Source organism: Mucilaginibacter metallidurans (assembly GCF_003286435.2).
Lineage (GTDB): Bacteria > Bacteroidota > Bacteroidia > Sphingobacteriales > Sphingobacteriaceae > Mucilaginibacter > Mucilaginibacter gossypii.
On sequence record NZ_CP043449.1, the window covers coordinates 4,331,734 to 4,345,876 of the forward strand.

A 14,143-nucleotide genomic window follows, 5' to 3' on the forward strand; every position below is an offset into this window, starting at 1 on the left:
AATTTAACCCTTTAATCAAATAAATCAGGGTTCAGATAACTATTTGCATCGCATAATCCTTTAATCAGGCAAATCATGGTTCAAATTTGCCGAACTTTTTTTTATATTTTTATACCAAACACTAATGCCTGCGTTATGTTGAGTAAAAAGTTTTTAATATTTGTCACGAATACTCATTCCCCAAGTATAACTCAATGAGCAAAGTATTTACTATTACCGAAGGTTTGGAAAACATGGGGGCTTTACGAACGGGCGGTCAGGGCTCTGTTTATAAAGGTCGCCGTTATGGGCCTATTATCACAGCGGTAAAGCTCCTGCCCACTCCCATTCACACCGAAAGCACCGACGATAAAAATTTTCGCAATTTCCAGAACGAGGTCGAAAAACTAAAAAAGGTAAACGAAGAGCCTAACCCAAATGTGGTTAAGATCCTTAATTCGGGCATTACCGAAAGTGGTTCCTTCCCGTTTATCGAAATGGAATATATTGATGGCCCCGATCTGGAAGACCTGCTGAAACCACCCCATGAGGCTATCTTCAGCATTAAAGAGATCATCAAACTGGCCGATCAGCTGGCAAACGCGTTATCACACTGCCACAAAGTTTCGGTAAAGCATGGCGACATCAAAAGCAACAATGTAAAGTTCAACGTACATACCGGAAACTACGTGCTGCTTGACTTTGGTCTTTCGGCCATGTCTGATGATCAGCGCCGTACCAGTATCCGTCATGCGGGCGCTATTGAATTTATGGCACCCGAGCAAAATGAAGGCCTGATGTATTTCCAAACAGATGTGTACAGCTACGGCATCATCCTGTATGAATTGATTGGCGGGCAGGTGCCTTTCCCGCTAAAAGATAATGGCGAAACAGCACGCAACGCCGTGATGCTGGCCCATATGGAGTCGGAGATACCTGATGTAATGGAGCTGCGCCGCAAAAACCTGCCCGAAAGCTGGTCTGACGAGAAAAAGGAAATGCAGATGCAGGTTCCGGCCTGGTTATTACAGATTGTAGCTAAATGCCTGCAAAAAGACATCAATAACCGGTATGCCAACGGTATTGAACTGCAGGAAGCTTTGATGCAGGGCAGTATCGGCGCTATCAGCCCAACGCACCCCGATGAATCGTGGAACACCGAAGTTTTATTGAAGGAAAATGAACGCCTGCAAGGGCTGGTGCTATATTACCAGGAAAACGAGAACAAGCAACCGGCACAGGTAGTTAACAGCGAACCTGTGGACAATAAAGCGGTGCGCATGTCAAAACCAATTTTTGTTTTGTTCATGATATTGCTTTGCGGTTTCACCGTTTTCTCTGCAGTGGTGATGGATAAGTTTGGCGGGCGTATTTATAATGGGGTGGTTAGCAGGCTGTTTAAGCCTTCAAAAAAAGCAACCGACTCGGCCGCAAGTAATAAAATTATCCTACCCCAAAAAAAAGACTCTGTACAGCAGCCTAAGGCCAGTGATTACAAAGATGAGAGCAATATTCCGCCTGAAGTTGATTCAACCGCCGATTCGATATTGCGTAACATACAACGGGCAAAACAACAAAAGGAAGATACGCAGTTTTATCGCGATAGCGTGAAAAAAGCGGATACCTCTAATTTAAACTTTTAATGATTTAGCATATACAGAATGGAACCTAAATCAACATTTTGGAAACGGATAGGCCTTCAGGACTGGTTTTTACCAAACGGGAAACCAGTAAACGAAGAGGCTGTAAAAATAAAAGCGCTAACGCCCGATGACGTGTATTTATACATCATCGAAAAATTCAAGGAATCGATCAAGCAGCTTTCTTTTGCCGACAGGATAGTTTTTTACCACGAATTTATCATCAGCTTTAACGAGGAAGATTACCAGGATTTTGTAAATAACCGCTCTGGCTTGTTCGGCATTATCGTTAACGAATCTGTTAAAAAATTCTATGAGCTGCTGCGCGAACACCAGGAAGTAGGCAAAAAGGTGGAGCCTTCAAGCTCAAAATGGGTATTCAGGCTGGTATCGCACCCGGATTATAAACGCGGCGATAAGGGTTTTATAGGCAAACTGCTGCCCGGCACAAGCGCTAAAAAAGAAGAGAACCTCCGGGTTACTTTCATTCCACGCCAAACGGGTGTTGCCCAAACGCTGGATATCAGTAACGAGGTTTTAAAGGGCTTTACTTATTACAGCGAAGGTTATTATGAATTGCCTTACGCCAATGATCTACATTATAACGAAAAGGACGTAGCAAAACCCGGTACAAAAGTACTGGCCCGGCTGGAAACCATTATGCCCGATAAGCAGTTTGTTGGCCGCAAGGTGGAGTACCTGATCAAGGATGATGATATTGTTGTATCGGGCAGTGATGAGGAAAGGGAGGAACAGGCCGTGTTTAAGGTACCGTCTGAATGGGTGAACACCCCGCACCTGCGCATCCGGTTAAATAAAGCCGATGGTAAGTTTTACATGGCATCTTTTGGCGAGCGCACCCTGATCAACGAACTGGAAGTAGCCGGGAGCGACGTGAACTCGCCGCAATGGGTTGAGCTGCCGTTCAACTCCAGGATCCTGCTCAATGGCATAGTAGGTATTAACATATTTAAACCCGAACCATAAATGTCACAGGTATTATCAATAGGGCTGCTGGCAATATGTGTGCTGTTATTGGTAGCTCATTTTATCGACATAAAAAAATCCAGTTAAAACCATGGCAAATAATTTTTTCGGGATAACAGATACCGGTAGGCAAAGGCAAAACAACGAGGACGTTTTTATTGCCGAAAAATCTGGTGATGGTAATTTTATCATTGCCTGTGTGGTTGATGGGGTTGGCGGTTATGCCGGCGGCGAAATAGCTGCCGAAATTGCCCGCGCCACCATCCTGGAGCAATTGCAATATATAGCCGGCGATATTGTACCGCTATTGGTAAATACGTTTACCATTGCCAATCAACGGATCTACGACGAAAAAGTACAGAACAAAGATCTTGAAAACATGGCCTGTGTGCTAACCCTGGCCGTGGTTGATATGATCAACAATAAATTTTATTACGCCCACGTTGGGGACACCCGCCTGTACCTGCTGCGCGATTATTCGCTGATCAAGATCTCGAAAGATCACTCTTTTGTAGGCTTCCTGGAAGATTCGGGCCGGCTGACCGAGGAAGCGGCCATGGACCATCCCAAACGCAATGAAATTAATAAAGCACTTGGCTTTGCCGGGCAGATAGGCCAGGACCCCGATTTTGTGGAGACTGGTAACTCGCCCTTTTTGCCGGGCGATATCCTGCTCATTTGCAGCGACGGCTTAACCGACCTGGTTGATAAAAGCAAGATCACCAATATCCTTACCAGCAGCGATAACCTTCCCGAAAAAGGTAAAAAACTGATTGATGCAGCCAATAACCGCGGTGGAAAAGATAATGTGACCGTTGTACTGGTACATAACGATAAGGAGCGCAAGCAACACAGCGCCACGAAACCAGTGGTGGCTGCTGTAAAAGCTGCCGAACAGCCGGAAGCGATTACGCCCGCCCCGGCAAAAAGGCAGGAAGAACCTAATCCTGTGGTGAAAACCAAAGGCAATGGCGGCACAGTAGCTGTACTTACCCTGCTTTGTTTTATTTTTTTGGGTGGATTTATCTGGCAATTTAAAAAGAATGCAGATCAGGCTGCTGTTCCTAAAAAAACAGATACATTGATAGCTCAGCATATTAAAAATGCGGTGGAGCTCAAGCTTCAGGATACTATTAACAAATTAAAAGGCCATACGCTGTTACTTTCGGCAGCTGATTTTCAGCAGCCTATTGTGCTGAGCGATACGCTGCATATCAATAAGGATAGCCTGTATATTAAAACAAAGGGTGCCGTCGTATTTAAAAAAGATTCTACCTATTCGGGCCCGGCTATCGCGCTGGCTGCTAATTGTAAATATGTAGTATTGGATAGCGTTGCTTTTGACGGCTTTGGTACGGCTATCGTAACACATAACGATGCCCTGGTGCTAAAAAATGTGCAGTTTAATAACTGCTTAACGCCGGTCCAGGCATTGTACATGTTCCCTAATAAAAAATACATCTCGGGCAGGTTGTTTGGCAGCATGTTCAAAACTGATTCTGTTCCAACTAAAGCTACCCACTGATAAATGGCCCAGGAAAATCCCAAAGTACCCGGCAGGAGAATGGAACGGCTGTTCCTGTTGCTTACAGGCATATTGCTGGCCGTTTTATTTGTGAAGCTTTTCGGCGTATTGCAACTTAAGTTCACTGATGTTGATAAGCGCCTGAAGGACGGGACCATCGTAAACCTTAACTCGCCCAATACTGCTCAAAACGTAAAGGCACTGCTAAAAAAGGGTTATTATTTTGATGATCCGAAGGATATTGATTACATTGAATCGGTCATAGCATCGCGTAAAACAACCGGCGAACAGGTTGATAATACCGGCGAACTTAACAAACGCAAATACTACGTAAATGCCGACGAGGCCTTTGAAAAAGGTGGCGAAACGTTCAAGAAACGCGTACTTACCTCCCGCACACTTTTAGGCTATACCGGCGATGATTCCATCCGCTTTGAACAGGAATTGAAAAATCCTCCTGCTTTGGGCGCTCAAACAGACCTTAACCTTGGCGAATACAGCATTAAAGGTACAATAGCCCACAAAGGCGAACCAGTACCCGGTGTACTGGTAAAGCTCACCATGATTTTGCCCCGCGACAGCATTTTCAGCGATGAGGAGACCGGGGCTAAAACCTCTTATTCGGAAAATGCCTCATCATACAAAAAGCTGTATGTACTTAACGATCAGAAAAAGAAGGTGCTGCAGTCACTAACAGCTTTTGCCCGTACCGATGAGCAAGGGCGCTTTGTATTTGCCAAATTGCCAACCGGTAAAGCATTTTCGGTATTGCCCATGCAGCCCGGCTTTGAGTTTGGCCGCTCGCAGGGCGTTGACGAGCTGGACAAAGATGTAAGTTTTAAATTTAGCCAGGCACCCCATAGCATCAAGCTGCTCTCTACCCGCGACTTTAACATCCTGAAAAAAGAGGGTGCCTTTATCGTGCGCTACCAGGAGGAGTTTAATATGTGGTACTGGATCATAGCTGGCAGTTTTTTTGCCGGTTTTATCATTGTACACCTGTTACTAAGCGCCCGGTACCCCGATGCCGATCAGATCATTTTACCCCTGATCATGATGCTTACCGGTATCTCATTCCTTACGCTTTTAAGCCTGCAAGACCCCCTGCGCGATAGGTTCCTGGCTAAAGATACGCTTGTTTATTTGGGCATCGGTATGGCGGGGATCTGCATCATTCAGCTATTTAACCTTCGCCGCCTTAACCCCGACTCGGGCTTTTACCGGCTGCTTGTTTTTAAATGGAGCAGGAGCGCCGCCAACGGCTGGCCCTGGGCTATTGTTGCCATGGGCATCCTGTTTTCCACCATCTTGTTTGGTACCGGTCCCGAGGGTAGCGGTGTAAAAGTTAACCTGCTGGGTTTTCAGCCAAGCGAAATTGTAAAATACCTCATTGTTATTTTCCTTGCCGGATTTTTTGCCACCAACGAAAAATTCATCAGTCAATACGCCAGCTGGAGCAAGCGCTGGTCGTTCTTTTCTTTTGCACTTATCGCCACAATAATAACCCTGCTGCTGTTTTTGGTTTTAGGCGATTTAGGCCCGGCCATGGTGATCTGTTTTACGTTCATCATCCTGTTCTCTTTTTCACGCGGCGATTTCCTTTATATGGCGGGCTTTGTGGTGCTATTTGTGCTCACTACCTGGTTTTTTGATAATATATGGCTTAGCGCGGGCATCACATTTTTTTCGCTTGGGAGCGTAGTATTTTTCAGGCGGAGGAGGTTGAGTGAATCGGCCATTATGGCGCTCGTAGTGATCACTGCTTTTTTAACCATCGATAAAATTCCGGGGCTCGATAAAATTATCCCCGGTCCGGTGGAACGCCTGGTTGAGCGTAAGGCCATTTGGCAGGACGCCTGGAATAATGAAGTTTACGGCGGCGACCAGGTAGCTAACGGACTTTGGGCCATGGCCAGTGGAGGGGTAAACGGACAAGGTGTTGGGCAGGGCTTTGCCAAAACTATCCCCGAAGCACATACTGATATGATATTGCCATCAATCGGCGAAGAGTTTGGCTGGGCCGGCATGGCCGCGGTGTTCATCTTGTTTTTGTTGTACCTGCACCGCTCCATCATCATAGGCAGGCAAACGGGGATGCCCCTGCTGTTTTATCTAAGTGCAGGTATCGGGGTATGTACCTTTGTGCAGTTTTTGCTGATTGCGGGCGGCTCTATCGGGGCATTGCCATTATCCGGCGTTTCCCTTCCTTTTGAAAGTTATGGCGGCTCATCATTGGTAATAAATCTGCTGGCTGCGGGCTTCCTGCTGTCGGTTTCATCAGTAAGGGGCACAGCAGTGCAAATGGATTATATCACCAAACAGCAAGATAAAAACCTGGTACCTGCATTGGCAGCCGCGCTTGCCGGGGTGGTATTATTGGTGGTGAATGTATCGCGCTATACAACAGATAATAAGCAATGGGTTGTAAAGCCTGCTTTGGTTGCCGATAAAAGCGGTCTGCGGATGTTTAGCTACAACCCGCGTATCGCTATATTAATGAACAGGTTGCAGGCCGGTACTATATATGACCGTAACGGCCTTATCCTGGCTACCAGCAAACCCGAGCTTATCGAAAAACAAAAGAACAAATTAAGCGCTTCGGGCATGCTGCATTATGACCTGGATTCGGCTATGCACAAGCGCCTGGACAGGTTTTATCCTTTTGAAGAGCAAACGTTTTTTTGGACGGGCGATCAAAACACCGGGGTATTTAATGGCAGCACCAACGGTTATTTTGCCGAGTATGAGCATGCCGCCGAACTTCGCGGGTTTCATATGCCTATCACCAATTATAATGTGAAGGCATCACGTTACCAGGAAGACCGGTTCCTGCCCCGCGGAATGAAAGAAATGACCGTAGCTAAAAAAGACTACAGCGCTTTAGCCAATCTCCTTGTAAGTGATATCAACGGCCCCGAAGTAGAAGCTTTCAAAAACAAAAACCGCGATGTAAAGCTTACGATGGATGCCGATCTGCAAACCAGTATACAGCAATCTATCGCTTCCGATACTTCGCTGTATGATAACCGGGTTTCGGTAGTTATCATGGAATCCAACACCGGCGATGTGCTTACATCGGCACAATACCCGCTGCCTCCTGTGCACAACTGGGACCAGCTGACTATGCCACTGGCCGATCAGAATAAACTGGCTACCTGGTTAACCACTACCGATCTGGGTTTTACCTATGCCAGTCAGCCCGGTTCAACGGCTAAAGTTTTAACGGCGATGTCGGCATTTAATAAATTAGGCATCGCTGCATCTGCAATACAATATCATGTAAGCACTCAGGAGCGGATCCGTACCAAGGGCATCGAGCCCGACGAGACAGGGATGATCACCATGGAGCGCGCCATTGCCAAATCAAACAACGTATATTTTATTAAACTGGCCAACCAGGAACACCTGGAAGAGTACATGGCAACGCTTTACCTTAAAACAGGGATGTTTTTGCATGGCGTAGGCGGTTATTATTATAATAAACCGGTATTGAATGCCACCCAGGAAGATAAATGGCGCACCTTATGGCGTAAAACCGAATTTAATACCAAACCACGGTACGATCCTAACAATATCCATAAAACAAGGGCTAAAGGTATTTCGGGTATGGCCTGGGGGCAGGGCGAGCTGATTGCTACCCCTGCGGCGGTAGCGAGGCTGGTATCAGGTGTGGCTAATGACGGTATATTACTGCCCAACAGGTACGCGCTAAAAATTGCCGATTCAACAGTGGCTGTAAAAAGCGGTATCAAGCTGGCCGAAGATCCGCGTTATGCTGCTTTGTTAAAACAATATATGATTGAGCAAAGTGCGCCTAAAACGCCTATATTAGGCATCAAGGTAGCGGGCAAAACCGGTACGCCGGAACGTATTGTAAGGAACCAGAGCGTTAACGATGGCTGGTATGTTTTCTTTGCACCAAAAGAAAAAGGCAGCGGCTATTTGGTGGTTTGTATCCGGGTAGAATCAACCCGCGGATCATCAGACGCGGTACACCTGGCCGGCAATCATGTGATCCCTTTCCTGCTGAAAAAAGGTTATATAAAAAGCATGGAAACGGAAACCACTACCGAAGAATAGTGTTTAAGCAGAAAGGAAGAGCAAATGGCATTTAGTTTATTTAAAAGAAGCGGCGAAAAACAACCCTGGGATGTAAAAAGCCTACGTGAGGCTATATTACGTTTCATTAAAGAATCGTTACAAAAGATAGAAGGTGGAGAGGGCGGCCATATCAAAGAGCTGAAGCTTTTTATAGTTGCCGATGCCGAGGATAAGCCTATTTATGAGGGCGCGGTTTATGTACATGATAAAGCGTTGTTCAAAAACGAGGTTCAAAAAATAGCCGACGATTTTGACATCAATTTGCCCCCCGACTGGACGCTGGATGTTGAGTTTACTGAAGAGCTCCCGGCGGAAGCGAAAAGGATTCCTGACCTGGATGCAGCCTTTATCATGAATACCCGCAAGCAGGTTGCACACAATGCGGCTTCCTTTACAGCCTATTTGCGCATCCTGAGCGGTGAGGCCGAAAAAGAAGAATACCTGATCAAAGCTACTGACCCCAAACTCTACATCGGGAGGGATAAAAAGTCTGTTACCGAAAATGGATCGTTCAGGCTAAATCAATTTGTTTTTCCGGGAGAGAGCAGGGACGAAAGTAATAAATACATCAGCAGGCAACATGCCCATATTGAATGGGACGGCGAAAGCGAGCGCTTCATGATTTTTGCTGATGAAGGCGGCGTGCCCCCGCGCAATAAAACCAAGATCCATATCGCGGCTGATGGTAAGATGATCAAACTCAATTCCACTCAAATTGGCCACCCCCTAAGTGAAGGCGACCAGGTAATATTGGGAGAATCGGCGGTGTTTTTATATACTACGATAGCAAACCGATAGAGCTAAGAAAAGGACGAGCGTTAGGAAGCGAAAGAAAAGTCCCTAACCATGCGCTGTCGAAATGACCTTCCTACCGGCATATGGTTAAAGGGAACTTATTTCCTGTACTTTAATCGCTTCCAAAATCCCATCCCAAAGTGCAATGCGCGCCCGTAATGCTTCTTTAACAGCAACAGTCGCTTCGGCCCATTTGCTGTCATCATTGCCGCAAAGTTCGGCGGTCATTTGATAGGCCAGTTGGGAATGATGATCGCCGTCAACTTCTATATGGCGCTCAAGATAGTATAACAATATATCAACCTTACCCGGCAATTGTTGGCTCAGCTCTTTTACTATGCTTACAAACATATCCGGAATCAAATCTTCGCGGCCAAAGGTGAATACCGCAGCTTGCAGATGATCTTTATTGGTATCGATAACATCAAATGTGTGCTGCACAAAATTGCGGGCGGCAACAGGAATATTGGCAATGATCAGCGCTTCATCAATATGCTTACCGAAGTTTAATTCATTAAACAGATTGTTGATCCCTTCGGCCTGGCTGCCGGCTTGCTGCATAGCACGCAGGTAAAGCTCAAAATGGCTTGCACGGTTACCTCGCTCATCGATATCGCTTTCCTCACCGGCAACAATTTCATTGATGAGGTAGCGGGTATTGGCATTGCCTGTAGGCATCCATGGCGTAACGGTACAGGTAAGCTTTTGCTGCAAAGCTTTTAACAACGACATAAAATCCCAAACAGCAAACACATGATGCTCCATAAAAACAGTAAGCTCATCAAGCGATGTAATATTTTTATAAAGCTCGTGGTTGATAAGCTGATCGCGTAAAGGATGGATCTCGTTTTTTAACTGTGCAATGCGGTTGCTGTAATTTGCCATGTATCAAAAATTGTATGGGTGGCAAAAATAGCAAACAACGTGATTATTAATGAACTGATTATTTTTTTTGACGACGGGGTAATGGGGGATTATTTAATTATAGTTATTTTAATAAGGATTTAAAGCATATCCGACTGTAAAATTGCCGCCTATGAGTGAATTAAGAAATTGACAGGCCGCCCCAGAGGGGCAAAAGGTTTGTAGAAAAATAATGTAAATTTGATTAGAGCACCAGAGGTGCTCAACTTAACGAACCTGATCACAACGTATGGCAAGTAATAACACTTATTCTCAGTTATATATCCACATCGTTTTCGCCGTAAAATATCGTATGGCATTAATTGAAGATACCTGGGCTGAGCGGTTAAGAATGTATATAACTTCGATTATTCAAAACCAAGGGCACAAATTAATAGCTATTAATAACATGCCCGATCATCTACATTTATTTATCGGATTAAATCCCAATCAGTCTATTTCTGAAATTGTGCGCATCATGAAAAGCGACTCATCCGAATGGATTAATAAACAAAAATTAGCCAATGGCGGATTTCAGTGGCAGGAAGGATATGGAGCTTTTAGTAATAGCAGGTCGCAAATTGATAAAGTGGTAAACTACATAGCAAACCAGCAAGAGCATCATCGAAAAATTACATTTTTAGACGAATACAGGAAAATGCTAAATGATTTCAATATCGAATTTGACGAACAATATATCTTTAAATTGCCTCAATAATTAACTTATTGGCTTTGTTCAGCCCCTCTGGGGCTGTAAAAGCAGGGGCATTTATTTTTCTACAAACCTTTTGCCCCTCTGGGGCAGCTCAGGCTTGCCCAATAATTCCCCTTCCAAATATTATTAATTTATCAAAAGCTACTAACTTCTACAAATCTTTTGCCCCTCTGGGGCAACTCAAATATGCCCGACAATTCACCTTTTCAATATTAATTTATCAAAAGTTCAAAACTTTTCAAACTGCAGATATTGGAATTCCCCCTCCTACCTTTATTTCCCCACCACAATCTTCTCTCCCATCCGCACTACAATATCCGAACCAAGCGCATAAAAAGCAGAAACCGGCTCTTTTTCCAAAAACGGCCTAAATGCTTCACCATAGAGTGCGGCAACATCAGCATCAAAAACATACTCGCGCACCAAACCCGTTTGCCATGAAACATGCTCAACCTGGTACTCCATGGTTTTTATGGGGCTTAAGCTATTATATCCCCAGTAATGTTCCAAAATGAATTCTTCTGCGCTACCGGCTTTAATATCTACTAACTCATTACTGGCGGTGGCACCAAGTTTATTCCAGCGGCCGTTTAGCTTCCACTCATATAAAAATTGGGTGTGATTATCTGCAGCTGAAGTGATAGAACTACGCATAGGCAGGGCACGGTAATGCTCTTTGTAAAGATTGTTGGCAATAAGCACTATCATGCTTTTCGGTACTATTTCGCTTATAAAAACAGCTCCGCGCTTCCATTCGGTACCATTAAAGTATCGCACGTAAAATCGCAGGTTAACTTCTTCAAAGTTTACATGCCAGGGCCATTTAATACCCAGTACCCGGGTATCCGAAAACATGAAACCAACCATACTTACCAGCGCTTTTCCTTCCCAAAGGTCGAGCACCGTGCCTGCCGGCGTATAAGGTTTTAATATTGCCGCATCAACCTCGTAATTGATCATTACAAGGTTTTTCCACTGGGCTTTTAAAAATTCGCTTTTAGCCATAAAAAGAAAATCCCGCCTTTTTTACGAGCGGGATCTACTAAAATGATTAATATTTTTTATAATATTTCATAGCCTCGGGTATGAGGTTCTGGATATCGGCAATACGTGTAGCATCGGCAGGGTGAGTGCTTAAAAATTCAGGCGGTGACCCACCTTTGTTTTGGGCTGCCATACGTTGCCAAAAGGCAATAGCATTGTGCGGGTCATAACCGGCCATAGCCATAAAAGTTAAACCTAAACGATCGGCTTCTGATTCCTGTTTACGGGAATACGCCAACAATTTCAGCTGGCTTCCAACACCATATAAAGTACTTATGGCGGTTTGTGTAGCCTGCGACTGCTGGCTTGTCGCTGCTCCTACCAGTTGTCCGCCCCCTTGTACCAACATCTCCTGCGAGATCCGTTCGGCCGAGTGGCGGGCAATGGCATGCCCAATTTCATGGCCCATAACTACAGCAAGATAGGCATCGGTATTCGCTACAGGTAATAACCCGCTGTAAACCGCAACTTTACCGCCAGGCATACACCATGCGTTAACTTCACTGCTCTGGATCAGGTTAAACTCCCAATTAAAGCTATACTGATCGCCATAACCGTTTTCTTTGAGGTATTTTTCAATGGCTACAGCCAGTCTGTTACCAATGGTTTTAACACGTTGCGCATCGGCACCGCTGGCCACCACTTTAGTTTTAGGGTCGGAAAGCAGTTGCTTATAGCTTGCCGCTGCCGACTGGTTCACTTCGGCATCGCCAACCAGGCTTAATTGTTTACGGCCGGTTAGCGGCACAGTTGAACAGGAAAAGACAGCCATGATGGCTATCAGGACTAATAAAGGTTTAAACTTTTTCATGGTGATTAGGCAGCTGTTGTTTTCTTCTTAAAAAAATTAACTTTCGATTCTTTGCCTCTTATTAAGCGTTCAATGTTTTTTTGGTGGGTTACCAGCACAAGTACGCAAATACACATGCCATAAATTACTATAGACCGTATAGGTGTCGGAAAAACAAATGTAACGCCTATAGGGTAAGTAAAGGCAGCTGCAATTGAGCTAAGCGACACATATTTTGAGATCAGTAACACCGTTATAAAAACCACTATACATAATAAAGCAGCATGAAAATGTATAGCCAAAATCATTCCAAACAAAGTTGCTACGCCCTTGCCGCCTCTGAAACCTGCAAAAATAGGGAACAGGTGGCCCATAACTGCCGCTATGCCTAAGGCCAGTTCATAATTAGTGTATGCGGTTGAATTGATGGCACCAGTAGCAGATGCACCAATGAAATAAGCGAAGTTTGTTGCTGCCCAGCCTTTAAATATATCAAGCAGCATCACGGGGATGCCCGCCTTTTTACCAAGCACACGAAAAGTATTTGTAGCACCTGCATTACCGCTTCCGTACTCGCGTACATCCACATTGTAAAAAGCCATACCAATCCAAACAGCCGTAGGTATTGAGCCGCACAGATAAGCCATTATAAGTGCTGTAACAGAGTAAACGGTTATCATTCTCCTGCAATATTACAAAATTGAAGCGGTAAAAGCGTTTTAATCACAGCGCTTTTACCACTAAACTTTGTTTAACAATGTGTTATTTGATATTTTAATTACCCTATTTTACGGCTTTCAGGCTAAGGTCAAGGCTTTTAACCGAATGAGTAAGCGCCCCGACAGAAATATAATCGACCCCGCAATCGGCATATTCACGTATATTATCAATGGTGATACCGCCCGAAGCTTCGGTAATATAACGACCTTGTATTATACCAACAGCCTGCCGCAGGTCATCAAAATTGAAATTATCAAGCAGTATGCGGTTAACCCGGCCGGTTTGTAAAACCTGCTCCAGTTCATCAAGATTACGTACCTCAATTTCAATGGCAAGTTTTTTTCCACTGTCGGTTAAATATTGATTAGCGCTTTCAATAGCTTGTCTTATTCCACCGGCATAGTCTACATGGTTATCCTTAATCAGGATCATATCGTACAAACCAAACCTGTGGTTTACGCCTCCGCCTATGCGTACCGCCCATTTTTCGAGATAACGAAGCCCCGGTGTGGTTTTACGGGTATCTAAAACTTTAGTATTAGTCCCTTTCAGCAAATCAACTATCTGCCGGGTTTTTGTAGCAATTCCCGACATACGTTGCATACAATTTAGTACCAAACGCTCGGCGGTCAAAATACTGCGCGAATTGCCCTCAACCTCAAAAGCTATGTCGTTATATTTAACCGGGGCTCCGTCCTGCAAAAACACGTTAAGTTTAAGGTTTGGATCAACCACATGAAATATTTCGGCGGCCAGCTCAATACCGGCCAATATTCCTTCATCCTTAACTAAAAGTTTTGCTTTACCGGTAGCGTCGGCCGGGATGGTTGATAGCGAGGTATGATCGCCATCGCCCACATCCTCACTTAAAGCATTATTTATAAACTGGTGTATTAGTTCTTTATCCAATTGTGTACTTTTTGAGTGTCAAAAGTAACAACAAT

At 44.7% G+C, this 14,143-nt stretch carries 11 protein-coding genes; 6 read left to right on the plus strand and 5 right to left on the minus strand.

Annotated features, from left to right (window positions below; translation table 11 throughout):
* The first annotated feature begins 194 nt into the window (after window positions 1-194).
* The 5 genes from DIU38_RS18375 (at window position 195) to DIU38_RS18395 (ending at window position 9,030) form a co-directional block, all read left to right on the plus strand.
* The gene (locus DIU38_RS18375) at window positions 195-1,622 is read left to right on the plus strand and encodes a serine/threonine protein kinase (protein WP_112654770.1); all 1,428 of its coding nucleotides are present in this window, start codon (window positions 195-197) and stop codon (window positions 1,620-1,622) included.
* A gap of 18 nt (window positions 1,623-1,640) precedes the next feature.
* On the plus strand, window positions 1,641-2,606 hold the full coding sequence (locus DIU38_RS18380) for a hypothetical protein (protein ID WP_112654771.1): 966 nt from the start codon (window positions 1,641-1,643) through the stop codon (window positions 2,604-2,606).
* 91 nt (window positions 2,607-2,697) lie between these two features.
* Window positions 2,698-4,131, plus strand: a complete 1,434-nt coding sequence (locus tag DIU38_RS18385; protein WP_112654772.1) for a protein phosphatase 2C domain-containing protein — start codon at window positions 2,698-2,700, stop codon at window positions 4,129-4,131.
* A gap of 3 nt (window positions 4,132-4,134) precedes the next feature.
* Window positions 4,135-8,211, plus strand: a complete 4,077-nt coding sequence (locus DIU38_RS18390; protein ID WP_112654773.1) for an FtsW/RodA/SpoVE family cell cycle protein — start codon at window positions 4,135-4,137, stop codon at window positions 8,209-8,211.
* 24 nt (window positions 8,212-8,235) lie between these two features.
* Entirely contained in the window at window positions 8,236-9,030 is a 795-nt protein-coding gene (locus DIU38_RS18395; RefSeq protein WP_112654774.1) for an FHA domain-containing protein, read from the plus strand.
* Between the two features lie 84 nt (window positions 9,031-9,114).
* Here the strand turns inward: DIU38_RS18395 and DIU38_RS18400 are convergent, their stop codons facing one another.
* The gene (locus DIU38_RS18400; RefSeq protein WP_112654775.1) at window positions 9,115-9,912 is read right to left on the minus strand and encodes a DUF3050 domain-containing protein; all 798 of its coding nucleotides are present in this window, start codon (window positions 9,910-9,912) and stop codon (window positions 9,115-9,117) included.
* Between the two features lie 268 nt (window positions 9,913-10,180).
* Here DIU38_RS18400 and tnpA point away from each other — a divergent pair, with 268 nt between their 5' ends.
* Window positions 10,181-10,648 carry an IS200/IS605 family transposase gene (tnpA, locus tag DIU38_RS18405; protein ID WP_112654776.1) on the plus strand — a complete coding sequence of 156 codons (468 nt, stop codon included), beginning with the start codon at window positions 10,181-10,183 and terminating at the stop codon, window positions 10,646-10,648.
* A gap of 270 nt (window positions 10,649-10,918) precedes the next feature.
* Here the strand turns inward: tnpA and DIU38_RS18410 are convergent, their stop codons facing one another.
* From DIU38_RS18410 to nadC, 4 genes are all read right to left on the minus strand, one after another.
* Entirely contained in the window at window positions 10,919-11,650 is a 732-nt protein-coding gene (locus DIU38_RS18410; RefSeq protein ID WP_112654777.1) for a YqjF family protein, read from the minus strand.
* Between the two features lie 46 nt (window positions 11,651-11,696).
* A complete protein-coding gene (locus tag DIU38_RS18415; protein WP_112654778.1) occupies window positions 11,697-12,500 on the minus strand; it encodes a M48 family metallopeptidase in 804 nt (267 codons plus the stop codon).
* 5 nt (window positions 12,501-12,505) lie between these two features.
* Window positions 12,506-13,159 carry a glycerol-3-phosphate 1-O-acyltransferase PlsY gene (gene plsY, locus DIU38_RS18420; protein ID WP_090531854.1) on the minus strand — a complete coding sequence of 218 codons (654 nt, stop codon included), beginning with the start codon at window positions 13,157-13,159 and terminating at the stop codon, window positions 12,506-12,508.
* Between the two features lie 103 nt (window positions 13,160-13,262).
* Entirely contained in the window at window positions 13,263-14,108 is an 846-nt protein-coding gene (gene nadC, locus DIU38_RS18425) for a carboxylating nicotinate-nucleotide diphosphorylase (RefSeq protein WP_112654779.1), read from the minus strand.
* Window positions 14,109-14,143 lie beyond the last annotated feature (35 nt).

Coding starts and splice junctions, on each gene's coding strand:
- DIU38_RS18375 (WP_112654770.1), top strand. CDS start 195: ATGAGCAAAGTATTTACTATTACCGAAGGTTTGGAAAACATGGGGGCT.
- DIU38_RS18380 (WP_112654771.1), top strand. CDS start 1,641: ATGGAACCTAAATCAACATTTTGGAAACGGATAGGCCTTCAGGACTGG.
- DIU38_RS18385 (WP_112654772.1), top strand. CDS start 2,698: ATGGCAAATAATTTTTTCGGGATAACAGATACCGGTAGGCAAAGGCAA.
- DIU38_RS18390 (WP_112654773.1), top strand. CDS start 4,135: ATGGCCCAGGAAAATCCCAAAGTACCCGGCAGGAGAATGGAACGGCTG.
- DIU38_RS18395 (WP_112654774.1), top strand. CDS start 8,236: ATGGCATTTAGTTTATTTAAAAGAAGCGGCGAAAAACAACCCTGGGAT.
- DIU38_RS18400 (WP_112654775.1), bottom strand. CDS start 9,912: ATGGCAAATTACAGCAACCGCATTGCACAGTTAAAAAACGAGATCCAT.
- tnpA (WP_112654776.1), top strand. CDS start 10,181: ATGGCAAGTAATAACACTTATTCTCAGTTATATATCCACATCGTTTTC.
- DIU38_RS18410 (WP_112654777.1), bottom strand. CDS start 11,650: ATGGCTAAAAGCGAATTTTTAAAAGCCCAGTGGAAAAACCTTGTAATG.
- DIU38_RS18415 (WP_112654778.1), bottom strand. CDS start 12,500: ATGAAAAAGTTTAAACCTTTATTAGTCCTGATAGCCATCATGGCTGTC.
- plsY (WP_090531854.1), bottom strand. CDS start 13,159: ATGATAACCGTTTACTCTGTTACAGCACTTATAATGGCTTATCTGTGC.